24 protein-coding genes are annotated in these 22,166 nt (G+C 63.9%); 15 read left to right on the top strand and 9 right to left on the bottom strand.

Annotation, left to right across the window (positions count from 1 at the left end):
- Nucleotides 1-59: 59 nt before the first annotated feature.
- Both CH268_RS19810 and CH268_RS19805 read right to left on the bottom strand, forming a co-directional pair.
- Entirely contained in the window at nt 60-833 is a 774-nt protein-coding gene (locus CH268_RS19810; protein ID WP_094665712.1) for a site-2 protease family protein, read from the bottom strand.
- Nucleotides 830-1,495, bottom strand: coding sequence for a hypothetical protein (locus tag CH268_RS19805; protein WP_027494296.1), 666 nt, complete (start codon nt 1,493-1,495; stop codon nt 830-832). Before CH268_RS19805 ends, CH268_RS19810 begins: the two co-directional genes overlap by 4 nt.
- 203 nt (nt 1,496-1,698) lie before the next feature.
- Here CH268_RS19805 and CH268_RS19800 point away from each other — a divergent pair, with 203 nt between their 5' ends.
- The 7 genes from CH268_RS19800 to CH268_RS19775 all read left to right on the top strand — a co-directional run bounded on the left by CH268_RS19800 (nt 1,699) and on the right by CH268_RS19775 (nt 7,838).
- A complete protein-coding gene (locus CH268_RS19800) occupies nt 1,699-2,988 on the top strand; it encodes an adenylosuccinate synthase (RefSeq protein ID WP_027494295.1) in 1,290 nt (429 codons plus the stop codon).
- 414 nt (nt 2,989-3,402) lie between these two features.
- Entirely contained in the window at nt 3,403-3,954 is a 552-nt protein-coding gene (locus tag CH268_RS19795; RefSeq protein WP_032382206.1) for an alternate-type signal peptide domain-containing protein, read from the top strand.
- Nucleotides 3,955-3,972: 18 nt separating this feature from the next.
- Nucleotides 3,973-4,581, top strand: a complete 609-nt coding sequence (locus CH268_RS19790; protein ID WP_141215174.1) for a hypothetical protein — start codon at nt 3,973-3,975, stop codon at nt 4,579-4,581.
- On the top strand, nt 4,578-5,153 hold the full coding sequence (locus CH268_RS19785) for a signal peptidase I (RefSeq protein WP_094665659.1): 576 nt from the start codon (nt 4,578-4,580) through the stop codon (nt 5,151-5,153). The genes CH268_RS19790 and CH268_RS19785 overlap by 4 nt, the downstream gene beginning before the upstream one ends.
- Complete coding sequence (locus CH268_RS28465) at nt 5,153-5,779, top strand: SipW-dependent-type signal peptide-containing protein (RefSeq protein WP_141215173.1); 627 nt, start codon at nt 5,153-5,155, stop codon at nt 5,777-5,779. The genes CH268_RS19785 and CH268_RS28465 overlap by 1 nt, the downstream gene beginning before the upstream one ends.
- A gap of 58 nt (nt 5,780-5,837) precedes the next feature.
- Nucleotides 5,838-7,307, top strand: a complete 1,470-nt coding sequence (locus CH268_RS19780; protein ID WP_094665658.1) for a signal peptidase I — start codon at nt 5,838-5,840, stop codon at nt 7,305-7,307.
- Between the two features lie 90 nt (nt 7,308-7,397).
- Nucleotides 7,398-7,838, top strand: a complete 441-nt coding sequence (locus tag CH268_RS19775; protein WP_094665657.1) for an LGFP repeat-containing protein — start codon at nt 7,398-7,400, stop codon at nt 7,836-7,838.
- Nucleotides 7,839-7,910: 72 nt separating this feature from the next.
- Here the strand turns inward: CH268_RS19775 and CH268_RS19770 are convergent, their stop codons facing one another.
- On the bottom strand, nt 7,911-8,435 hold the full coding sequence (locus CH268_RS19770; RefSeq protein ID WP_094665656.1) for a methylated-DNA--[protein]-cysteine S-methyltransferase: 525 nt from the start codon (nt 8,433-8,435) through the stop codon (nt 7,911-7,913).
- A gap of 90 nt (nt 8,436-8,525) precedes the next feature.
- Between CH268_RS19770 and yczR the strand changes: the two genes are divergently transcribed.
- Nucleotides 8,526-10,007 (top strand): MocR-like transcription factor YczR, encoded by a 1,482-nt coding sequence (gene yczR, locus CH268_RS19765; RefSeq protein WP_027494287.1) that lies wholly within the window; start codon nt 8,526-8,528, stop codon nt 10,005-10,007.
- A gap of 84 nt (nt 10,008-10,091) precedes the next feature.
- On the opposite strand, the gene CH268_RS19760 is transcribed toward yczR, so the two are convergent.
- Nucleotides 10,092-11,168, bottom strand: a complete 1,077-nt coding sequence (locus CH268_RS19760) for a CaiB/BaiF CoA transferase family protein (protein WP_094665655.1) — start codon at nt 11,166-11,168, stop codon at nt 10,092-10,094.
- 95 nt (nt 11,169-11,263) lie between these two features.
- On the opposite strand from CH268_RS19760, the gene purT reads away from it, so the two are divergent.
- The gene (gene purT, locus CH268_RS19755; RefSeq protein ID WP_094665654.1) at nt 11,264-12,460 is read left to right on the top strand and encodes a formate-dependent phosphoribosylglycinamide formyltransferase; all 1,197 of its coding nucleotides are present in this window, start codon (nt 11,264-11,266) and stop codon (nt 12,458-12,460) included.
- Here purT and CH268_RS19750 read toward each other — a convergent pair.
- Nucleotides 12,457-13,152, bottom strand: a complete 696-nt coding sequence (locus tag CH268_RS19750; RefSeq protein ID WP_094665653.1) for a CPBP family intramembrane glutamic endopeptidase — start codon at nt 13,150-13,152, stop codon at nt 12,457-12,459. The two genes, purT and CH268_RS19750, sit on opposite strands and share 4 nt — an antisense overlap.
- A gap of 42 nt (nt 13,153-13,194) precedes the next feature.
- On the opposite strand from CH268_RS19750, the gene CH268_RS19745 reads away from it, so the two are divergent.
- The gene (locus CH268_RS19745; protein WP_094665652.1) at nt 13,195-13,677 is read left to right on the top strand and encodes a DUF456 domain-containing protein; all 483 of its coding nucleotides are present in this window, start codon (nt 13,195-13,197) and stop codon (nt 13,675-13,677) included.
- Here the strand turns inward: CH268_RS19745 and CH268_RS19740 are convergent.
- Complete coding sequence (locus CH268_RS19740; protein WP_032382211.1) at nt 13,674-14,420, bottom strand: amidohydrolase family protein; 747 nt, start codon at nt 14,418-14,420, stop codon at nt 13,674-13,676. The two genes, CH268_RS19745 and CH268_RS19740, sit on opposite strands and share 4 nt — an antisense overlap.
- A gap of 46 nt (nt 14,421-14,466) precedes the next feature.
- On the opposite strand from CH268_RS19740, the gene CH268_RS19735 reads away from it, so the two are divergent.
- Nucleotides 14,467-15,345 carry an SMP-30/gluconolactonase/LRE family protein gene (locus CH268_RS19735; RefSeq protein ID WP_094665651.1) on the top strand — a complete coding sequence of 293 codons (879 nt, stop codon included), beginning with the start codon at nt 14,467-14,469 and terminating at the stop codon, nt 15,343-15,345.
- 71 nt (nt 15,346-15,416) lie between these two features.
- Here the strand turns inward: CH268_RS19735 and CH268_RS19730 are convergent, their stop codons facing one another.
- The gene (locus CH268_RS19730) at nt 15,417-16,802 is read right to left on the bottom strand and encodes an FAD-dependent oxidoreductase (RefSeq protein ID WP_094665650.1); all 1,386 of its coding nucleotides are present in this window, start codon (nt 16,800-16,802) and stop codon (nt 15,417-15,419) included.
- A gap of 304 nt (nt 16,803-17,106) precedes the next feature.
- Between CH268_RS19730 and CH268_RS19725 the strand changes: the two genes are divergently transcribed.
- From CH268_RS19725 to CH268_RS19710, 4 genes are all read left to right on the top strand, one after another.
- Nucleotides 17,107-17,970: a TauD/TfdA dioxygenase family protein gene (locus tag CH268_RS19725; RefSeq protein ID WP_094665649.1), complete on the top strand. Its 864-nt coding sequence runs from the start codon at nt 17,107-17,109 to the stop codon at nt 17,968-17,970.
- A 64-nt stretch (nt 17,971-18,034) separates the two neighbouring features.
- Nucleotides 18,035-18,562, top strand: coding sequence for an Rv0361 family membrane protein (locus tag CH268_RS19720; RefSeq protein WP_094665648.1), 528 nt, complete (start codon nt 18,035-18,037; stop codon nt 18,560-18,562).
- 45 nt (nt 18,563-18,607) lie between these two features.
- Nucleotides 18,608-19,021: a rhodanese-like domain-containing protein gene (locus CH268_RS19715; RefSeq protein WP_032364957.1), complete on the top strand. Its 414-nt coding sequence runs from the start codon at nt 18,608-18,610 to the stop codon at nt 19,019-19,021.
- Nucleotides 19,018-20,241 carry an O-succinylhomoserine sulfhydrylase gene (locus tag CH268_RS19710; RefSeq protein WP_032364984.1) on the top strand — a complete coding sequence of 408 codons (1,224 nt, stop codon included), beginning with the start codon at nt 19,018-19,020 and terminating at the stop codon, nt 20,239-20,241. The genes CH268_RS19715 and CH268_RS19710 overlap by 4 nt, the downstream gene beginning before the upstream one ends.
- Nucleotides 20,242-20,246: 5 nt before the next feature.
- Here the strand turns inward: CH268_RS19710 and CH268_RS19705 are convergent, their stop codons facing one another.
- A complete protein-coding gene (locus CH268_RS19705; RefSeq protein WP_094665647.1) occupies nt 20,247-21,320 on the bottom strand; it encodes an isochorismate synthase in 1,074 nt (357 codons plus the stop codon).
- Complete coding sequence (locus CH268_RS19700) at nt 21,320-22,135, bottom strand: HAD-IIA family hydrolase (RefSeq protein ID WP_045840622.1); 816 nt, start codon at nt 22,133-22,135, stop codon at nt 21,320-21,322. Before CH268_RS19700 ends, CH268_RS19705 begins: the two co-directional genes overlap by 1 nt.
- Nucleotides 22,136-22,166 lie beyond the last annotated feature (31 nt).

Raw genomic sequence — 22,166 nt, 5'->3', positions numbered from 1 at the left:
AAATATTCGGAATCCCGCCGATCGCGTTCGATGCCGTGCAGTGTTTCCCGCTGGACCTGTCAGATCCAGAATCGCATCAGGTAGTTGCCGTTGCCGGCGAAGAACTCGGGGACCCCCGACAATCCGAACAGGGTGTAGATCGCTCCGAAGAAGGCGGCATTGACAGCCGGCACGAAAAGCAACGCAACGAGGACGAGAATCCCGTATCCCTTGAACTGGTTCAGCGACGCTCGGGTGGTGTGTGAGAGCGAGGGTTCGAGGGCTGCGTATCCGTCGAGTCCGGGCACCGGGATCAGGTTGAGGATCGTAGCCATGATCTGCAGAAACGCCAGAAAGCTGAGCCCGTACCAGAAGGCGGCGTTGGTGCCGTCGGTACCGAACAGCCTGATGACCACCAGAAGTGCCACGGCCACAACTGCATTGGCGAACGGGCCGGCCAGTGCGATGCGCCGCTGGGTCGACGCCGAGAACTGTCCGGTACGCAGGTACACGGCGCCGCCCGGCAGGCCGATCCCGCCGATCGCGATGAACACCACCGGGAGAACGATGGACAGCAGCGGGTGGGTGTACTTCAGCGGGTTCAGGGTCAGGTAGCCGCGAAGCTCGACTTCGCGATCACCGGCTCGAAACGCGGTGTAGGCGTGGCCGAATTCGTGCAGGCACACCGACGCGATCCACCCGGCGAGAACGAGCACGAACACTCCGATGCGCGCGGCGACGGACGTGACGTCGTCCGCCGTCCAGGCAAGGGCACCACCTATTCCGGCGACGGCGAGCACCGCGACGAATATCGGGCTCGGCAGTAGGGGACTGCGCCGCACCGGAACGGTCATCGGACCAGCAACCACTCCTGATGGTGGCGGTAGAAGGTCGACCGCTTCACCGCCTTGCCGCCGGCGATGCCGTCGCGCGTCAGTTCGGCGGCGGGGGAGCCGAGTTGCATGGCGCGGCCGCTGACCCAGCGGCGCGGCAGAAATCGGCGACGGCCGACGACGCGTGCGCGGAGGCCGGGCATGTCCGCGGTGGGAGCCACCTCGACTCCGGGCACGACGCCGGAGAACAGCCGGGTGTCGTCGACATACGCCTCGCCTTCGAGGTCGGTTCCGTCGGCACCGCCGAGCAGTGCCCTCCCGACGACGGCCTTGCCTGCATCGTCGCGGATGAGGGGTGTGCTCGACGCCGTACCCGTCAGGGCGACCTTGGCGGCACGTGACCCGGTGCCCAGCTTGTAGATGTGCGCGGCGTCGGTTGCGTTCTCCGGCACGAACGCGACCTCGACGTGCAGCCGTTCGGTGCGCATCAGGCGCGTCAGCAGCGCGGCGAGGGACGCATCGTCGCCCAGGACGATGATGCGTGGCTCGGGGGCGGATTCGATGTCGGAGAAGATCGCGCTGCAGTCGTCGTCGGTCGGTACTGCGTCGGCGTTGCGCAGTGGGACGTCGGTCAGCGTGATCGGCAGCAGCGGGTTGCCGCACTGCAGAACGAACGGTGTCACGGCGCTCCTAGATCTTCCGATGAATCCTCGTCACGACCATAGTGCCCTCGTTCGGCGTCGACCGTAGCGGCATGCGGGCCAGCTCACCGCCTCGGCTAGACTGTTCCCCCGGCCACTGTCGCGCCTGCGACGAATGGTGACTGCTGCATTCGCTCGAGTACATCTGCAGCACGTCCTTGCACGAAAGCAACGTAGGAGAGCACATGCCGGCGATAGTCCTGATCGGCGCCCAGTGGGGCGACGAAGGCAAAGGCAAAGCCACCGACCTGTTCGGCGAACGACTTCAGTGGGTGGTTCGCTACCAAGGCGGCAACAACGCCGGCCACACCGTCGTTCTTCCCAACGGAGACAAGTTCGCACTGCACCTGATCCCGTCGGGAATTCTCACGCCGGGCGTCAAGAACGTCATCGGCAACGGTGTCGTCGTCGATCCGGGTGTGCTGCTCACCGAGCTCGACGGCCTAGAAAAGCGCGATGTCGATACGTCGAATCTGCTGCTCAGCGCCGATGCGCACCTGATCATGCCGTACCACGTGGCCATCGACAAGGTCACCGAGAGGTTCCTCGGTGCCAAGAAGATCGGCACCACCGGGCGCGGCATCGGCCCGTGCTACCAGGACAAGCTCGCCCGCGTCGGCGTGCGTGCGGCGGATGTGCTCGACGAGAAGATCCTGACCCAAAAGGTCGAGGCCGCACTGGAATTCAAGAACCAGGTGCTCTCGAAGATCTACAACCGCCGGGCGTTGGACCCACAGCAGGTCGTCGACGAGGTGCTCGAACAGGCCGAAGGATTCAAGCACCGCATCACCGATACGCGCCTGCAGCTCAACCTCGCCCTCGAGCGCGGCGACACGATTCTGCTCGAGGGATCTCAGGGCACGTTGCTCGACGTCGACCACGGCACCTATCCGTACGTGACGTCGTCGAACCCGACGGCAGGCGGCGCGTCCGTCGGCTCGGGCATCGGCCCGAACAAGATCACCACAGTGCTCGGCATCCTCAAGGCGTACACGACGCGTGTGGGATCCGGTCCGTTCCCGACCGAGCTGTTCGACAACCACGGTGAGTACCTGGCCAAGCAGGGCGGCGAGGTGGGTGTCACCACCGGTCGCGCCCGACGTACGGGCTGGTTCGACGCGGTTATCGCTCGGTACGCCACCCGCGTCAACGGCATCACCGACTACTTCCTGACCAAGCTCGACGTGTTGTCCAGCCTGGACACCGTGCCCATCTGCGTCGCCTACGACGTCGACGGCGTCCGTCACGACGAAATGCCGATGACGCAGACCGGTTTCCACCACGCGAAGCCGATCTACGAAGAAATGCCCGGTTGGTGGGAAGACATCTCCGGTGCGCGGACATTCGAGGAACTGCCGATCAACGCGCAGAACTACGTCTTGCGTCTCGAGGAACTGTCGGGTGCGTACATGTCGTGCATCGGTGTGGGACCGGGCCGCGACGAAACCATCGTTCGACGAGACATCCTGCGGTAGCCGAACCCGTCACCGAAAAGCCCCGAGGCACACTGCCTCGGGGCTTTTTGCTGTCTCCGCACGAACCTGTAGACCCAGGAACGTCTGTGTCGATGAAACAAACTGTGCTCTCGTAGACCGGCTGGAAACAATCATTAGGACGGGTAATCGTCCGAAATCGGCCGTCGGCAGTTGTCCGATTCAACCGATTCCGGATGAGGCTCTGCTTTACAGATGATCGCGACATGTAAACGCAGAGTTCGAAACGAGCGGCCGAAAAGACTCCTGGACTTTTACTCTCACTTGGGTAACAGGCCAGGTAGACGTGGCGAAACAATGAGCATCGCACCAATTGCGGAGGCCTCTTCGGATGGCCGACGATCCGATCGGATCACCCCCCTCGGCCCCGTGTGGCCACCGAAGAAAGTTGAACGAATGAACAAGGCAACCAAGGGTGCACTCGCCGGTGGTGCAGCGGTAGTGCTGCTGCTGGGCGGCGCGGGCTCGTATGCGCTGTGGAGTGACACCGAGACGATCGCCGGTGGCGGTGCAATTTCGACGGGCATTTTGAAGCTGGAGCCAGTGGGAGTCGGGACTTGGACCGACATTTCCCCGAGTGCCCCTGTTACTCCCGGCGATCTGGATATCGCGGCGTTCAACATGGTGCCGGGCGACGTCTTGGCTTACGACGTGACGTTTCGTGTAGACGCCGAAGGCGACAATTTGCAAGCGACTCTGATTCCGAACCAGGCATCGATCACCTACGGTGCCGGCGTCACCGCGAGTGAAATAACGGTGGCAACAGACACCCGGGACGCTGGCACTGGAGCGGCCATCCCTCCGCTCCTGACCGAAGCCAACGACGGCCAAGAGATCGACGTTCGGGTTGTGGTCACCTTCAATGCAGGCACGACTACGAACGTCGGTCAGAACTCGTCCGTCAACTTGGCCGGGTTTCAGGTCGTGCTCCAGCAAACTCGTGCATGATCCGGTCGTCTGCCTGACTTGACGCTGAGAATGACCTCCAACCGGAAGCTTGTCGGAGCGGCTCTTGCGATCGCGGTGACTGTGCTGGCCCTCGGGTCGGTGCAGTCCACCGCGGCTTTGTGGCGCACCGATGCGACCGTGCCGGGGACGGGGCCGGTGAATACGGGCACGCTGGTGCTGACGGCGGGTTCCGGCGGGTCGACGCAGTCGACTTCTTTCCAATTCGACGAGCTGAAGCCGTCAGGCTTGATTCAAACGGGTGACTTCGTTCAGCGGCCCTTGATCATTGCCAACGGAGGGACAATCCCCCTGAAGTTTCGCTTGGGCACAGTCGGGGTTCCGTCGTCGTCTGCGGGAATTGCCACGGTCCATGTCGACGCTCGACGAGTTGAGTCGACTGCGGACTGTCCGACGACCGGCTCGGTACCTGGCGGCGTCGCCACGCTTGCTGATGTCAGCGTACAAACCAAGGGCTCAGCCAGTGGGGTAGCGGGTTGGACCAATATCCCACGCAATACCAGCGCCACGGTGTGTATTCGCTCGACCTTGCTCGTTGCACCCGCGGCGGCTGTGGCGTATCGGCATGTGTTCACCTTCGATGCCCAGCAACTGAAGAACAACCCATGACATCAGTAGGCGAGCACAGAGCAGCCAGCAAATCTACCGGCGTCCGTTGGTGGATAGGACATGTGCTGTCGTGGACAGCGCTGTTATTCGTCGTTGCTGTACTTTTGGCTTCGATCGTGGTTCCCAAGTTGGGTAACGCGATGCCCCTCACCGTCTTGACGTCGTCGATGGAGCCGACGTACCCGCCGGGAACGCTGATAGTCGTCCGACAGACCGATGTAGAAAATCTGGGTGTCGGCGAGGCAATTACCTATCAGATCAAATCGGGTGAACCGGGTGTGATAACCCACCGCATTGTCGGCACCACGTTCGACAAGGACGGTAAGCAGCTTTACATCACGCAGGGCGACAACAATTCTGCTCCTGATCAGGACCCGGTGAGGCCCGTCCAGGTTCGCGGAACAGTGTGGTACAGCATCCCGTACTTGGGATATGTGAACAACTGGATCACAGGTGAGCGTCGGTCGGTGTTCGTCGGCGTCGTCGTCGCTGGATTACTCGGTTTCGCTCTGTATCAATTCGTCGGAGCCGGCCTCGACAGTAAACGAGCCAGAAAGAAGACCGATCTCTGATGGGCGCGCATGCGGTTCCCACAACGCTTTTCGCACGCGTACTGCGCCTCGTAGGAAGTGCGCGGGTTCGCGCGTTGCTGTCGCTTGGAATGGTGCTGGGGTTGGGTGCCGTCGGAACTCTCGCAGTGTGGTCGACAAGTGCCACGGCAACATCTGGTGAGTTCGCCACCGGATCGGTCGACATTCGACTCGACGGCAGTGAAGGTCCTGTGACGCAACCTTACGAATTCGCGCTCGCGCCAACGTCACTCCTGCCCGGTAATAGTACGGCGGCCGTCATAGCGGTACAAAACCGTGGAAGCCTCCCGTTCCGGTACGGCGTCTCCGTCGTCGGGTCCGGCTCGCTGTCTTCTGTGCTTACGGTGTCGGCGATGCCGTCGGGATCCGTGCTCACGAACGGATCCAACAAAACGTGCACCGGCGGTACTGCACAGACTGCTGTAGTCCCCAGTGCTAGTTCAGCAGTGATGGTTCCGAATGCATCGGTTGGGCCCGTCGCCGCTACGACAGGCAACGCGAATCTTTGTATTCAGGCTACCTTGTCATCCGGCGCGGCAACCAATCTGCAAGGTACGCAAGCGAATTTGACGCTACTGTTCACAGCGACTGGAGCGACCGGTGTCTAACACATCGAAGACACCCTTGGGGACGCTTCGAGAGCTCGCACTGTCTGTCGGGGCGGTCATGGGGCTGCTCTGTATTTCTGCCGGCATGTGCGCCGTCTTTTTCGGTGTGACTCCGCTTGTATTCAGGTCGGGTTCGATGGCACCAGCCATCGACACCGGGTCCGTCGCGCTGGCTCGAATGGTCCCAGCTGCTGAATTACAGGTCGGCGACGTCGTGAGTGTAGATCTTGCGGACGGGACGAAAATAACCCACCGCATCACCGAGATCGTTGGCCTCGTTGGCAATTCCGCAGAGCTCGTGCTCAAGGGCGACGCAAACGATGTCGTTGATCCGGAGACCTATGTGGTCACCGAAGCGCAGTGTGTATTTGCAGACGTTCCGTACGCCGGCTATTTCGTCTCATGGCTCAGCACGCCCTTTGCGTGGGGAATCGGTGCAGTGCTCTCGATTTCGCTGATTGCGATCGCCTGGCAGCCGAGCGAGCGCAAGAATGAGCGGCCCAGACACTCGTCCGGAAAGCACGTGGCCGTGTCTTCTGTTGCAATTGTCACGGTGGCCGCGACTGTGACCGGGGTGGGTGTCTCACGAAGTGAGATGACCCTGGCGGCTAGCACTGATGTTGCCTACGCCACGACGACACTGACAGCTGGAACTGTCGTGCTGCCCGCAAGTTTTACATGCGAGGGCGGTGGACTTTTGACTCCCGTCACCTTCAAATGGCCGAATACAAATGCCGCGTACACCTATACCCTTGACTTCGGCCCGGTCGGTGGGTCTCCCGTAGCTCAATTCGAGGTTGCGCCTTCGGCAGTGAACCCATCGACTTTCAGCTCGGCCAGCATTGGTGGCCTCTTGGCCCTTGGTACTTACCAACTGACGTTGAAAGCAAAAGTAGGAACCTTCTTGGCCACAGGCTCACGCACGCATACGTTCTCCCGTCTCAATCTCGTGCTCGGTGTGACCAGCAGTTGCGGATCTCCATCGTCCACCACCGCGGGCGTCGCTGCCCGAAGTGCTCCCGCCCCAGCGACGCCGATAACCGAATCCGTGCCACCGGTCACATCGACAACGATCGCAACTGTTCCTCTGACGACGACTACGACTGTTCCTCCGACCACGACAACGACCGCACCCCCGACCACCACGACGACTGTTCCTCCGACTACAACGACCACGACCGTCCCGGTACCTCCGCCGCCGGTAACGACAACCACGACCGCACCCGTGGCGCTTGCGTCCCCGCAGACGTCCCCATCCGGCACATCGACTGCTCAGGTTGTCGATCTCGACGGCGTCCCGACGCTGCAGATCGTCGACACCGCCGACGTCGTTCAGTACAGCGCTCCTGCTACCTCCAGCGAGGCGTACGGCTATGGCGTCAACTGGGCGGCCGGGGATCAGCTGTGGTTGCTCGGTCCGAATCAGTTGGTTCGGCTGGACGCGTCGGGTGGAAGCTGGTCTCGAACGGCGGTCGACCCCGCAGCGACGGATGAGATCCCCGCCGAGATTCTCGCCCTTCTCCAATAGCGGAGACGTCACATATATCTCCGAATCGAAGTGCGCGTCTACGAATCGGGTGGATAATCGAGGCCAAGTAAAGCGACGGAGGGCCGGTCGATGACTGAAAATTACAATGGCTTGGAAGTTTTCAGCTACCAATTCGATCGGTTTGCTTACGAACACTCGTGGATCGGGGCGCAGACTGGCGAATTCATGCTCGGTCCGCAAGGGGGCGGCATGTTGGAGTTCTCGCACGCGATGGTGTTCGCCCTCCCCGAGGGTGGTGCGCACGAAGTACACGGACCCATCCTGGAGTGGTACCTCTCGCACGGCGGACCCTATGGCGCACTTGGCTATCCGATCAGCAACGAGCGCCCGACTCCCACCGGTTCCGGACGATACAACCTGTTCCAGCGCGGAGCGATCGGCTGGCTACCGGATACGGGCGCATTCACCATCGGCGGTAGAGAAGAGGATTCCGATGTCAGTCCGGGTCCCGACGCCGCGACGGTTTCCGTTGTCGACGCCTCGATGTCTTCGGTTGGCATATCTGGCTGACAAAGCCAACTTCAATCCTGTTTTGGATCTATATATTCGGTCGAGAAGTATCTTTAGTGATTACCGATGAATTCAGAACAGCGTCGGCTCGTCGAATCCGGCGACGCCTTCGATGCCGAGAATTCGTTGTTTCGTATTCGCCCCGCCGGGAGCGGAGAAGCCACCGACCTCTCGGCCCGCGCCCAGCACGCGATGACACGGAACGATGATCGGTACCGGGTTGCGGCCCAGTGCCCCGCCCACCGCCTGTGCTGCCCCCGGCAGCCCGAGTCGACCGGCGATGTCTCCGTACGTCAGCGTCGCGCCCCGGGGAATCGCGCTGCACACGGTGTAGACCGAGGCGTCGAACGCCGAAACCTCGAGCACCAACGGGATCGGGCTCATGTCCACGGTTCGGCCGGCGAGCAACGCGACGATTCGGTCGATCGCGTCCTCGGCGAGAGCATCGACCGGACCTGGGGTTGCGGCGAAGCCGGCCAGGTAATCGAGCATCGCCTCGTCCGACGGCTCGGGTAATGCCACGGCAATCACGCCGTCCGCGCTCCATGCAAGACCGCATCGGCCGATGGCCGTGTCGAAGAGGGTGCTGCTCGGCATGGGTCGAGTATCCACCGGACGCCGACAGGCAGTCCAGTCGAACGCCCAATGGACTTGAAAGTTCGATGCCAGTGGGTGAATATGGGCTGTATGGCCTCCAGAGTGCTCAATGCAACGTCACTGGCCCGTGATCTCGGAAGCTGGCGCGGCGACGCGTCGGCCGATGGATCCGGCAGGCGCAAGGCCTCCCGTCCCACGTACAGGGCGCTCGCAGACGGGGTTCGACTGCTCATTCACGACGGCCGCATCCCGTTGGGTGTCGGGTTGCCGAGTGAACGCGATCTGTCGGCTGCTCTCGACCTGAGTCGCACCACGATCACCTCGTCGTATTCGGTGCTGCGCGACGAGGGCTATCTCATCAGCAAACAGGGATCGCGCAGCACCGTGGCGTTGCCTGCCGCGCCGACACCGAACGGAATGCTGATTCAGTCGACGTCACCGTCGGGTCCGGTGGTGGACATGAGTCATGCGGCCATGTCGGCGGCCGACGGAACGATGACAGCAGCGTACGAATCTGCGCTGCAAGCACTTCCGACGTATCTGCCCACTCACGGTATGGAGCCCATCGGACTCGCTGTGTTGCGGGAGGCCATCGCGCAGCGTTTCGTCGAACGTGGGTTGCCCACCACCGCCGATCAGATCATGGTCACTTCGGGTGCGCAGCAAGCGGTTCGGTTGCTGCTGGGTACGTTGACCGCGCCCGGTGACCGCGTCCTGATCGATCACCCGACATATCCCAATGCACTCGAGGCCATCAGGCGCGTCGGTGCCCGGCCCGTACCGGTGCCGGTGCGTCCGGTCGAGGGCGATTGGGATCTGGACGGAATCCGCAGCGCGGCAAGGCAAACCGCCGCCAAGGTCGCGTACTTGATTCCGGACTTCCACAATCCCACCGGTCAGGTGCTCGACGCGGAGGGGCGCGCCGAGCTTGCGCGCATCACCCGAGACACCCGAATGACGCTCATTGTCGACGAAACCATGGTGGACCTGTGGCTCGACGCGCCACCGCCGCCACCGGTCGCATCGTTCGGGCGGGTGTCGGGATCGGACATCGTGACGATCGGGTCGGCGTCGAAGTCGTTCTGGGGCGGTCTGCGCATCGGATGGATCAGAGCGCATCCATCGCTCGTGTCGCAGCTCGCCGGCTCGCGAGCAGCACACGACCTCGGTACCTCGATCGTCGATCAACTGGCGTCGTCGTTCCTGCTGCAGGATGCCGAACCTGCTCTGGAGGTCCGTCGATCCCAGCTGCGCGAGCGTCGAGATGTGCTCGAAGATGCTCTGGCCGAACATGTTCCGGAGTGGAAGTACCGGCGCTCGGAGGGCGGGATGTCGCTGTGGCTTCAGCTCCCCGCTCCGGTGTCGAGTGCGCTCGCCGCTACGGCGCCTGCGTTCGGGGCAGTGTTGGCCGCGGGCCCACGGTTCGGGGTCGAGGGTGCGTTCGAGCGTTACCTTCGGCTGCCGTACACCCGTGAGCCGCAGGAGCTTCGGGCTGCGGTTGCGGCCACTGCCGCGGCGTATCGAGCCTTGGCACCGAGCGTCGAATCCGAACAGCCGGCCCTGGTGTTCTGAGCGGCGGTGTTCTGACCGCGAGCTCGAAGTTATGGACGAGAATCAGCCGAAATGCGTCCATAACTTTGAGTTCTGCGCAAAGAATTACGCCCAGACGGATGCGATGTCGGTGGCGGTGGCGGGCGGTGGCGTCGGGACTCCGTTTTCGGTGCGCGAGAACCGCGGTGCCGGACGGTGCTGCGTCACGCCACCGATGTCGATGAGCGAGTCTCGGTCCTTCATGTGTGGGTGGTTCGGAGCCTCGGCGAAGGTGAGGACGGGGGAGACGCAGGCGTCGGTGCCGTCGAAGATTGCGGCCCATTCGTCGCGGGTCTTGGTCAGGAATGTCGCGGTGAACGTCTCGCGCAGTTCCGGCCAGCGCGACTTGTCCATCTGTGACGGTAGGTCTGTATCGGCGAGACCGAGGCCGGTCACGAGCTGGGCGTAGAACTGCGGTTCGAGGGACCCGACCGCCATGTACTTGCCGTCCGATGTCTCGTAGGTGTCGTAGAACGGCGCGCCGGTGTCGAGCAGGTTGACGCCGCGGTCGTCGCTCCATGCTCCGACGCCTCGCCAGGCCCAGATCATGTGCGACAGTGCTGCGGTGCCGTCGACCATGGCTGCGTCGACGACCTGTCCCTGTCCCGAATTCTGTCGTTCGTAGAGCGCCGCCATGATGCCGAAGACGAGGAACATCGATCCGCCGCCGAAGTCGCCGACCATGTTCATCGGTGGCACCGGTCGTTCGCCGTCGCGGCCGATGGCGTTGAGGACGCCGGTGACGGAGATGTAGTTGATGTCGTGGCCGGCGGTCTGTGCCCAGGGGCCTTCCTGCCCCCAGCCCGTCATGCGGCCGTAGACCAGGCGCGGGTTTCGGGCGAGGGCGTCGTCGGGCCCGAGTCCGAGTCGTTCGGTGACGCCGGGGCGGAAGCCCTCGATGAGGACGTCGGCGCGTTCGATCAGGCCGAGGACCTTCTCGATGTCGGCGGGATCCTTGAGGTTCGCTTCGACGATGGTGCGGCTGCGCAGCTGGTGGTCGTGTGGAGAGACCTGTCCGGCGCGCTGGACGCGGACGACGTCTGCGCCGAGGTCGGCGAGCAGTAGCGCTGCGTGCGGACCGGGCCCGATCCCGGCGAGTTCGACGACGCGGAGCCCTGCGAGCGGTCCACCAGTGTTAGCCACGTTTGTTGCCTCGTTCCGACTCGTCAGCTGCGATTGTGAATGGAGACTAACTTGTACTAGGGCGTCCAAGTGATGTGGGTGTGGATAATAGGGCTGTGACTGCCCCAGAACCCGTCCGCATCGGTACTCCACTCACGCCCGGTGCCACCCGGGTCATGCTCCTCGGGGCAGGTGAGCTGGGCAAAGAGGTCATCATCGCGTTCCAGCGCCTCGGTGTCGAGGTGATTGCCGTCGACCGTTACGACAATGCCCCGGGCCATCAGGTGGCGCATCACGCGTACACGATCGACATGAGCAACCCCGAAGAGCTGCTGGCCCTGATCGACGCTCAGCAACCGGACTTCGTCGTCCCGGAGATCGAGGCCATTGCCACCGATGCGCTCGCCGAGGGGGAGGCCAAAGGACGCTCGGTGGTCATTCCGACCGCGCGCGCAACACAATTGACGATGAATCGCGAAGGAATCAGGCGGCTCGCGGCCGAGGAGCTCGGTCTGCCGACCTCGCCGTACGCGTTCGCCGATTCGTTGGACGAGGTGCGACAAGCGTTGTCCCACATCGGCTTCCCCGCTGTCATCAAGCCGGTGATGTCCTCGTCCGGCAAGGGGCAGTCGGTGGTACGGACCGAAGCCGACGTCGAGACGGCGTGGGACTACGCGTTGAAGGGCGGTCGAGTCGACCTGGGCCGCGTCATCGTCGAGGGATTCGTCGATTTCGATTACGAGATAACACTTCTCACCGTGCGCGCCACCGACGGGACGTCGTTCTGCGAGCCGATCGGCCATCTGCAGGAGTCGGGCGACTACATCGAATCCTGGCAGCCGCAACCGATGTCCGACGCCGCTCTCGCGTCGGCGCGTGAGGTGGCCAAGAGAATCACGACGGCACTCGGTGGTCGGGGACTGTTCGGCGTGGAGCTGTTCGTGCAGGGCGACAACGTCTATTTCTCCGAGGTCAGCCCCCGGCCGCACGACACCGGCCTGGTAACGCTTCGTACGCAACGGTTCTCGGAGTTCGAGCTGCACGCCCGCGCCGTTCTCGGGCTGCCGATCGACACGACACTGCTCTCGCCGGGAGCGTCGGCGGTCATCTACGGCGGTGTCGATGCGGACGGAATCTCGTTCGAAGGCGTCGCCGATGCCCTCGCGGTTCCCGAAACCGATCTCCGGCTGTTCGGCAAGCCCGCCAGCTTCGTCCGGCGGCGAATGGGTGTTGCGGTGTCGACGGCGTCGGACATCGAGACTGCGCGGGCTCGGGCCCGCGAGGCAGCAGGCAAGGTTCGACCGACCGTCTAGATTGAGGCCACCACTGCGGCGGTAGCAAGGGCGTTGTTCATCGTGTGCAGTGCGATGCCCGGAATCAACGATCGGTGCAGTCGAACCAGCAGGGCCGCAGCAGAGCCTATGCAGACCATGATCAGCGCGATGGCGGGCAGCACGTGGACGGCCCCGAAGCACACCGCGGAGCCGAGAACCGCGATCTGCCATCGTGTTCGGGTGTCGAACCACCCGAAGATCACTCGACGGAAGAGGATCTCCTCGAGTACCGGTGCGATCAGCACAGTGCAGGCGATGGTGAGAGCTCCGGCGACCACGCCCACGTCGAGTGCATCGAGAGTCGACGCGCTTCCGCCTGCATCGGAGGCGGGAGCTATGTCGACAGCGCCGGCGAGTGCAATACCGACGCCCATGGCGGCGATCCACGCGACGGGCACTTCCCACAGCAGGTGCCACAGCGATCGTGGACCCGACGTGAGCTGCAGATCCTTCCACGTCCAGCCGCGGCGACTCAGCGACTGCCACAAGGCAACTGCGAACACCGCCGTCGCCAGCGGAATGGCGTAGCCGAGTACCCAATTCAGGTCGAACACACCGACGAGAAGCACGACCGCGGCCACCACGGCGATGGCACCGATGAGCAGGCTGCCGATGGACAGCAGGGCGTCGCCGCCGGAAACAGGACGTTCGAAAGTCGCGGTTCGGGGCACAGGCGTCAACTTACCGGCGATCGACGTGCACACTTGACCACCATGAGCGCTCTCGGAGAAATACTGGTCGGCCTGGTGATTCTGGTCGGACTCGTCGGCATCGTCGTGCCCGTCCTGCCGGGCACCATCTTGATCTTCGCAGCTGTTGCGGTGTGGGCGTTGGTTACCGGCGGCACGGCCGCGTGGACGGTGTTCGGCATCGCGACGGTGCTGCTGGTGCTGAGCGGCGTCGTGAAGTACACCTGGCCGGGCCGTCGGATGCGCGAGGCCGGCGTGCCGATGCGGTCGCTGATCGTCGGCGGCCTGCTCGGCATCGTCGGCTTCTTCGTCATTCCCGTGGTGGGCCTGTTCATCGGTTTCATCGCCGGCGTCTACGTGGCCGAACTACCCAGGCACCGCAACCATTCCGAGGCCTGGCGATCGACCGTGCATGCGACCAAGGCGGCCGGGCTGTCGATCCTGGTGGAGCTGTTCGGCGCGTTGCTCGCCTCGGCCGTGTGGCTCGGGGGAGCAGTACTGATCTAAGGCACCCGATACCAAGTCCGGGCATTACCGTCGAGCACAGCGGGGAGGTCGCCGCCGACGGCCCCGGAGATGATGTCGATGTCGGTCTCGGAGAACGGCCGTGGGGCTCGTGTGCCGGGCAGGTCGGTGCCGAACAGCAGTGCCTCCGGGTTCACGCGGTGGATCTGCTGCAAGGTGTCGACGATGTCGAGGTCCACGCGGCCGAATCCTGTTGCCTTGACGCGTACTCCGCGGTCGACGAGGTTCAGCAGATAGGGAAGTCCCTGCGTCGACAGTCCCAGATGGTCGATGCTTACCGCCGGTAGTTTCGCAAGGATGGGCTCGAGCGAAAGCAGCAACGACGCGTCGACGTACAGCTCGGCGTGCCAGCCCACCAGTTCGTGCACTCGTCGGGCCTGCGTGGTGAGCATCTCGACGTCGGTCTCACCGCGTTTGAGGTTGAATCGCATCGCCCGCACGCCTGCCTCGTCGAGGGCGACGATCTCCTCGTCGGTGCACCCCGGATCGAGCTGGGCCACCCCCACCCAACCGCGTCCGAGCGTCTCCAGTGCGGCCAACAGATAGCTCTGATCGGTGCCTTGGAACGATGCGGTGACCACGGCACCGCCGGTGATCCCGAGCCCGTCGACGTCGTAGAGATAATTCGAGACGGTGTACGGATCCGGCGTGTATCCCTGGTTCTCGATCAGCGGAAATCTGGGGTCGATGATGTGTAGGTGGGCGTCGAACACGGGTCCCAGCATGCCAGCTCGCCGATTCGCCGTCGCGGCGACCTGACGCGGTGTTTGAATGCGAAATATGAAACCGGAGACCACCGTCGTTCTCGACGGATACACATACTTCGAATGTCCCCGCTGGCACGACGGGAGGATCTGGGTATCGGACTTCTACAGCCATCGCGTCGTATCCGCTCTCGAGGACGGTTCCGACGTGCGAGTCGAGGCCGAGGTGCCCAATCAGCCGTCGGGCCTCGGTTGGCTGCCCGACGGGCGGCTGTTGATCGTCTCGATGCGCGATTACAAACTGCTACTGCGCGAGCACGACGGTTCGCTGACCGTCCATGCCGATCTGTCGACGTACGTGAAGGCGAACCTCAACGACATGCTCGTCGACGCGCAGGGACGGGCGTACATCGGCAATTTCGGGTTCGATCTGATGAACTTCGCGCCCGTCGAGACGGCCGACCTGATTCGCGTCGACCCGGACGGGTCCGCGCACGTCGTGGCATCGGATCTGTATTTCCCCAACGGGATGGCGTTCACCGATTCCGGTGAACTGCTCGTCGACGAGACGGTCGGGAACCGGGTCAGTGCCTTCGACATCGCCGAGGACGGGTCACTGGGGGAGCGGCGCGATTGGGCGACGTTCGGTGAATTGCCGTCGTCGACGGACATCGCAACGGCCATGGGTGAGGTGAAGGTGGCCGCCGACGGCTGCTGCATCGACACCGACGGCACGATGTGGATCGCCGACGCACTCGGTCAGCGCGTGTTGCACGTCGCGCCGGGCGGAGAGGTTCTCGAGCAGCTCGACTTCGATCTCGGAGTGTTCGCGTGTGGACTCGGCGGATCCGACGGCCGCACGCTGTTCGTTTGCGCTGCACCCGATTTCAACGAGCATCAACGCAAGATCGAAACCGAGGGAAAGCTGCTGGCGGTTCGGGTGTAGAGCGCTTCGCGCATGTGAGTGGAAACTCGTAGCCTGCTACGCGTTTCCACTCACATGCGGCGCCAGCCGCTCTACGCCTTGTCGGGCTCGGAGGCCTTCAGCATGTCCTCACGCTCGACGACCTTGACGCGCTCGCGGCCTTCTTCTTCGCCGAGGGAGCGTTCGTGGGCGTCGAGGCGGTACCAGCCGTCCCAGGTGGTGAACGGAACCTGCTTGCCTTCGAGGAACGAGGTGACGGCATCGAGGTCCGGCTCGGCCGCACCGGTGAAGCTGGGTGCATCCTCGAGCAGGTTCGCGACGGTTTCGTTGGCGTCGCCCTTGGTGTGGCCGATGAGGCCGACGGGGCCGCGCTTGATCCAGCCGGTGACGTACGTGGCGGGTACGGGCGTGGTGGAGTGCGGCGATTCGACGACGCGTCCGGCCTCGTTGGGGATGGTGCCTGCCTGCTCGTCGAACGGGAGCTGGCTGATGTTCTGGCTCAGGTAGCCGACGGCGCGGTAGACGGCCTGGACGTCCCAGTCGTTGTACTTTCCGGTGCCGCGGACGTTGCCGGTGCCGTCGAGCTCGGTGCGCTCGGTACGCAGACCGACGACCTTGCCGTCCTCGCCGAGTACCTCGTGCGGGGACTCGAAGAAGTGCAGGAACAGCTTGTGCGGGCGAGCGCCGACGTCGCGGATGGCCCAGTCCTGCAGGGTGTTGGCGACCATGTCGATCTGCTTGGAGCTGCGGCGAGCTTGTTCGGAGCCTTCGTCGTAGTCGATGTCCTCGGGGGCGACGATGACCTCGATGTTCGGCGAATGGTCGAGCTCGCGAAGCTCCAGCGGGGTGAACTTGGCCTGAGCCGGTCCGCGGCGGCCGAAGACGTGCACCTCGAGAGCCTTGTTGGCTTTGAGGCCTTCGTAGACGTTGGCCGGGATTTCGGTGGGGAGCAGTTCGTCGCCGGTCTTGGCGAGAACGCGTGCGACGTCGAGGGCGACGTTGCCGACGCCGAGGACGGCGACCTTCTCGGCCTCGAGGGGCCAGGTGCGGGGGACGTCGGGGTGGCCGTCGTACCAGGAGACGAAGTCGGCGGCACCGTAGCTGCCGTCGAGGTCGATGCCGGGGATGTTCAGTGCGCGGTCGGCGTTGGCTCCGGTGGAGAAGATGACGGCGTCGTAGAAGCGACGCAGGTCGTCGAGGTTGATGTCGGTGCCGTAGTCGATGTTGCCGAGCAGGCGAACCTGAGGCTTGTCGAGCACCTTGTGCAGGGCGGTGATGATGCCTTTGATGCGTGGGTGGTCGGGGGCGACGCCGTAGCGAATGAGCCCGAACGGGGCCGGCATCCGCTCGAAGAGGTCGATGCTCACGCCCGGTCCGCTGACATTGTGGTCGGACTTCATGAGCGCGTCGGCGGCGTAGATGCCTGCCGGTCCGGCACCGACGATGGCGACGCGGAGTGGACGAGTCTGATCAGTCATGTGCAGCGAGCTACCTTCTTCGAGGGAAGTGCGGACACCCCAGCATAAATTAAGGACAACCTGAGCTGGGGCAGTGGGCAACTTGCCGTATTCCCCGGGTTCCGGTAGGAATTGACCCGTGCAGACGACATACCTGGTTCGACGGTTCACCGTCGACTTCTGTCGCACCTGCACCAACATGTGTTGTCGGTGACCTGACCCGACGCCCAATCCCTGTTCCCCGACGTCGTCGGGACGGGATCCCTCCCTCGACGGCCGTGCCGCGACCAGTAGGCGCACCGCTGTCTCTCGGATTCGAGGACACATGACCACTCTGGAACAGACAGTTTCGCTCACTCTCGACAAGTTCGGCCCGAGCTTCGGTGCCGAAGTCATCGGCCTCGATGTCGCGTCGGCCTCCGATGCGCAGATCCACGCCGTCCGCCGAGCTCTCGTCGAGCACAAGGTACTCGTGCTCCGAGGTCAGTCGATCGACGACGCAGGCCACATCGAGTTCGGCCGCCGACTCGGTGACCTCACCGCCGGTCACCCGGTGCACGACAGTGGTCACGTCGCCCCCGAGGTCTACGCCCTCGACAGCCAGGACAACGGTTTCGCCGACGTCTGGCACACCGACGTGACATTCATGGAGCGCCCACCGATGGGGTCGATCCTGCGGCCCGTCGTACTACCTCCGCACGGCGGCGACACCAACTGGGCCGACAGTCAACTCGCCTACGAGTCCCTGTCCGCTCCGGTTCGCCGAATGATCGACGGGCTCACCGCAATTCACGACGGCAACCGTGAGTTCGGCTACTACCTCGCGCAGAAGCGCGGCGGCAAGGGCAACGTGTGGGACGGCAAGGAAGTGACCGCGCTGGTTCCCGTCGAACATCCCGTCGTGCGGGTGCATCCGGAAACCGGCCGCAAGGGGCTGTTCGTCAATCCGGGTTTCACCTCCAACATCGTGGGCGTCTCGGAGGCGGAGAGCCGCGGAATCCTGGATCTGCTGTACGCGCACCTCACCAAGCCCGAGCACATCGTGCGCCACCGTTGGCGTCTGGGAGATCTGGTGCTGTGGGACAACCGCAGCACCTCGCACTACGCCAACCGCGATTACGGCACCGAGCACCGCAAGATGCACCGCATCACGTTGAAGGGCGACATCCCCGTCGGGCCCTCTCTCTGAAGGGTCCTACTCACTGCAGGACCCAGCTGAACGCAGACCCGTCGGATCGAGGAAGATTGCCTACATGGCGTCGTGGAGTGAACGTAGGCAGCAGTGGGTCGACAGTCGTGAGGAAGCGCGCAACAACGCATCCCAGGCGGCTGCCGACTCCGGTGAGCAGCGTCCGCCCACCGCGTGGCCGTTCATCATCGCTGCGGGCATCGTCGTCGTGCTGCTCGTCGGCATCTTCGCGGCGTCCAAGTTCGCCCCCGCGGAGGACAACGTGACACAGGCGCAGTTGCTCACCGACGCCGTCGACGGTTTCCTCGAAGCGCAGAACACCGGTGACGCGGATCTGCTGCGTGCGAACACGTGCGCCGATCAGGTCGAGCGCCTGATTCCCGGCGACGACGCCCAGTACCGCACCGACCGCGCAGGCGACGTGGAACGCAACGGCGAGACGTCCATCGACGGAGTGCCCACGGGGTACGAGGTCAACGGCGACCGCGGCGTCGTCACGGTACCGCTGAAGGAAGAGAAATCCGGAGCGCAGACCGACGACGAATGGAAGTTCGTGCGGGTGAACGACACCTGGTTGGTGTGCAATGTCTGATCTCGGTATGTGTGTCGTAACAGCAAGTGACGGAAGGCTGATCCAGTGACCTACGCAGGTGACATAACCCCGCAGGCGGCGTGGGAGTTGTTGCAGAGCAACCCCGATGCCGTTCTCGTCGACGTCCGCACGCACGCCGAGTGGCAGTACGTCGGTGTACCCGACACCTCCGGCATCGATCGCCCGACCCACCTGATCGAGTGGGTGAGCTACCCCGACGGCGCTCGCAACACCGACTTCGTCGACGAGCTGAAAGCCGCAGGCGTGGACGGCGATCGGCCGGTGGTGTTCCTGTGCCGCTCCGGTCAGCGATCCATCGGTGCGGCCGAGGCCGCCACGGCTGCGGGAATCGGCCCGTCCTACAACGTGCTCGACGGTTTCGAAGGTGCCACCGATGCCGACGGCCACCGCGGTGCCGTGGGGTGGCGTGCGGTCGGGTTGCCCTGGAGGCAGTCGTGACGAACATTCCCAGAGGCGGGGGTTTTCAGAAGCCGCTACCCGACGGTGTGGGTCAGGGAACGCTGGGAGTTCGGGGCGGTCTGATGCGATCGGGCTTCGACGAGAACGCCGAAGCGCTGTATCTCACTTCGGGTTTCGTCTACGAGAGTGCCGGTGCCGCCGAGCGGGCGTTCACCGGTGACATCGATCACTTCGTGTACTCGCGCTACGGCAACCCGACGGTCAAGATGTTCGAGGAGCGGTTGCGGTTGATCGAGGGTGCCGAGGCTTGTTTCGGCACGTCGAGTGGAATGTCGGCAGTGTTCACCGCGCTCGGCGCATTGTTGAAGGCCGGTGATCGATTGGTCGCTGCGCGTAGCCTTTTCGGTTCCTGCTTCGTGGTGTGCAACGAGATTCTGCCGCGCTGGGGCGTCGAGACCGTCTTCGTCGACGGCGAGGACCTCGAGCAGTGGGAGCAGGCGCTGTCGGTGCCGACGACCGCGGTGTTCTTCGAGACCCCGTCCAATCCGATGCAGTCGCTCGTCGATGTCAGGCGGGTGTCCGAGATGGCGCACGCCGCCGGCGCAACGGTGGTGTTGGACAACGTGTTCGCGACGCCTCTGCTGCAGCGCAGTCTCGAACTCGGTGCCGACGTGGTGGTGTATTCCGGCACCAAGCACATCGACGGTCAGGGCCGGGTGCTCGGCGGTGCGATCCTGGGATCGAAGGAGTACATCGACGGTCCGGTACAGACGTTGATGCGGCACACCGGACCTGCCCTGAGCCCGTTCAACGCCTGGACCTTGCTCAAGGGGCTCGAGACAATGCCGGTGCGTGTGCGGCATTCGGTGAACTCCGCGCTGCAGATCGCCGAGTTCCTCGAAGGGCATTCGGCGGTGCGGTGGGTCAAATACCCGTTCCTGCCGTCACATCCGCAGTACGAGCTGGCGACGTCGCAGATGTCGGGCGGCGGCACGGTCGTCACGTTCGAGCTCGATGCCCCCGAGGGCGCAGGCAAGCAGCGTGCTTTCGAGTTGCTCGACGGCCTGAAGATCGTGGACATCTCGAACAACCTCGGCGATTCCAAGACGCTCATCACCCACCCGGCCACCACCACGCACCGCGCGATGGGGCCGGAAGGTCGTGCCGCAGTGGGCATCACCGATGGTGTCGTGCGGATCTCCATCGGTCTCGAAGACACCGAGGACCTGATCGGGGATCTGGACCAGGCGTTGAAGTAGCTGGGTCAGTTCTCGAAGACGCTGAGTACCGTTCTGAACTTTGCCGTGGTTTCGTCCAGTTCGGCGTCGGGGTCCGAGTCGGCGACGATGCCGCCGCCGGCTGTGGCGGTACCGGACAGGCCGTCGGCGGTGAGTTCGATGCACCGGATCGCGACCATCCATTCACCGTCCCCGCTGCCGTCGGTCCATCCGAGCGCACCGGCATAGAAGCTGCGGGATCCCTCGATCTCGGTGATCGCTCGCATGGCGGCGGCGCGGGGAACACCGGCGACGGCAGCGGTGGGATGCAGCGCCAATGCGAGGTCGAGGGCCGACGTCGACGGGTCGGCCAACGTACCGACGATCGGCGTGGACAGGTGCCACAGCTGCGGAGTGCTGCTCAGCTGAGGTGTCGCGGGTACGTCCAGTGTCTCGCAGAACGGCGCCAGTGCTGCCTTGATCTCGTCGACGACGAAGCGATGCTCGGCCTGGTCTTTCGCGCTGGCCGCCAGTGCCGCCGAGATACGCGCGTCCTCGTCGGGGTCGGTGGAGCGCGCGGCAGTCCCGGCGAAGGGATGGCAGCTGACGACGTTCCCGCGTTTGCGCACCAGCAGTTCGGGGCTTGCGCCGACGAGATGTCTGCCGGGCTCGTCTGTGGGCGAGAGGTCTGCGAAAAAGCCGTTTCCCATCGGATCGCGAGTCACCAACGCGCTCAACACCGCTGACGGATCGATGGGCGACTCTGCGGCCAATTCGATCGCTCGTGCGAGCACGATCTTCTCGGCGACACCGGCTTTCACACGCCGCACGACCTCGCGTACCCGTTCGACGTGCACGTCCGGGTCGGGGATCTGGCGTACGACGGTGACGGACGGAAGCGGCGGCTGTGCGTCCGGTACCGCCCACGCACCGGCGCGTCGGTAGAACTCCGCCGGCTCGATCAGCGCGGTGGCGTCGGACATGTCGAAAGGCAATACCCCGACGACGTTTCGGCCTTGCTGTACCGCCGCGACTGCGTCGGCGACGTCCGGAAACTGTTGCTGCACTCCCAAGCCGACGACGTGATGATCCTGCCGAGACAGAACGAATCGGAGCTTCATCAGAACGGGTTCTGTGTGCGGCCCACCAGGTCTGCGACGGAATCGAGCACTTTCGTCGGACGGTACGGGTACTGCTCGACGGACTGCACGGTCGAAATGCCGGTCAACACCAGAATGGTCTGCAATCCGGCTTCGAGGCCGGACAGCACGTCGGTGTCCATCCTGTCTCCGATCATCAGCGTGTTTTCGGAGTGCCCGCCGATGGCGCGTAGAGCCGAACGCATCATCAACGCGTTGGGCTTGCCTACGTAGTACGGCTCCTTGCCCGTCGCCTTGGTGATGAGTGCGGCGACCGAACCGGTCGCGGGCAGCGAACCCTCGCGCGACGGACCGGTCGCGTCGGGGTTGGTGGCGATGAAGCGTGAACCCTTCTCGACGAGACGAATGGCGGTGGTGATGGCCTCGAACGAGTACGTTCGGGTCTCCCCGAGCACCACGTAGTCGGGGCTGGAGTCGGTGAGGGTGTAACCGATGTCGTGCAGCGCGGTGGTCAGACCGGACTCGCCGACGACATACGCACTGCCGCCGGGCCGCTGATTGCCGAGGAAGGTGGCGGTGGCGAGAGCCGAGGTCCAGATCGACTTCTCCGGAATGTCCAAGCCGGTGAATGCGAGACGTGCGCGCAGGTCACGTGGGGTGCGGATCGAGTTGTTCGTCAACACGATGAACGGGATCTCGTTGGCCTGCAGCTCGGCGAGGAACGTGTCGGCACCGGGGATCAGGTGATCCTCGTGGACCAGAACTCCGTCCATGTCCATCAGGTACGTCCACGGCAGGGGCTTCTCGATATCGGTCACCCCTCCATTGTGGACCATCCGGCGACCTGCGGACCATCTTCTGGTCGCG

Origin of the sequence: Rhodococcus sp. 06-1460-1B (assembly GCF_002258475.1) — a bacterium.
Taxonomy (GTDB): Bacteria; Actinomycetota; Actinomycetes; order Mycobacteriales; family Mycobacteriaceae; genus Rhodococcoides; species Rhodococcoides fascians.
This window is presented reverse-complemented; position numbering and strand designations above follow the sequence as displayed.

Coding starts and splice junctions, on each gene's coding strand:
- CH268_RS19810 (WP_094665712.1), bottom strand. CDS start 833: ATGACCGTTCCGGTGCGGCGCAGTCCCCTACTGCCGAGCCCGATATTC.
- CH268_RS19800 (WP_027494295.1), top strand. CDS start 1,699: ATGCCGGCGATAGTCCTGATCGGCGCCCAGTGGGGCGACGAAGGCAAA.
- CH268_RS19795 (WP_032382206.1), top strand. CDS start 3,403: ATGAACAAGGCAACCAAGGGTGCACTCGCCGGTGGTGCAGCGGTAGTG.
- CH268_RS19785 (WP_094665659.1), top strand. CDS start 4,578: ATGACATCAGTAGGCGAGCACAGAGCAGCCAGCAAATCTACCGGCGTC.
- CH268_RS28465 (WP_141215173.1), top strand. CDS start 5,153: ATGGGCGCGCATGCGGTTCCCACAACGCTTTTCGCACGCGTACTGCGC.
- CH268_RS19780 (WP_094665658.1), top strand. CDS start 5,838: ATGGGGCTGCTCTGTATTTCTGCCGGCATGTGCGCCGTCTTTTTCGGT.
- CH268_RS19775 (WP_094665657.1), top strand. CDS start 7,398: ATGACTGAAAATTACAATGGCTTGGAAGTTTTCAGCTACCAATTCGAT.
- CH268_RS19770 (WP_094665656.1), bottom strand. CDS start 8,435: ATGCCGAGCAGCACCCTCTTCGACACGGCCATCGGCCGATGCGGTCTT.
- yczR (WP_027494287.1), top strand. CDS start 8,526: ATGGCCTCCAGAGTGCTCAATGCAACGTCACTGGCCCGTGATCTCGGA.
- CH268_RS19745 (WP_094665652.1), top strand. CDS start 13,195: ATGAGCGCTCTCGGAGAAATACTGGTCGGCCTGGTGATTCTGGTCGGA.
- CH268_RS19740 (WP_032382211.1), bottom strand. CDS start 14,420: ATGCTGGGACCCGTGTTCGACGCCCACCTACACATCATCGACCCCAGA.
- CH268_RS19735 (WP_094665651.1), top strand. CDS start 14,467: ATGCGAAATATGAAACCGGAGACCACCGTCGTTCTCGACGGATACACA.
- CH268_RS19730 (WP_094665650.1), bottom strand. CDS start 16,802: ATGACTGATCAGACTCGTCCACTCCGCGTCGCCATCGTCGGTGCCGGA.
- CH268_RS19725 (WP_094665649.1), top strand. CDS start 17,107: ATGACCACTCTGGAACAGACAGTTTCGCTCACTCTCGACAAGTTCGGC.
- CH268_RS19720 (WP_094665648.1), top strand. CDS start 18,035: ATGGCGTCGTGGAGTGAACGTAGGCAGCAGTGGGTCGACAGTCGTGAG.
- CH268_RS19705 (WP_094665647.1), bottom strand. CDS start 21,320: ATGAAGCTCCGATTCGTTCTGTCTCGGCAGGATCATCACGTCGTCGGC.
- CH268_RS19700 (WP_045840622.1), bottom strand. CDS start 22,135: ATGGTCCACAATGGAGGGGTGACCGATATCGAGAAGCCCCTGCCGTGG.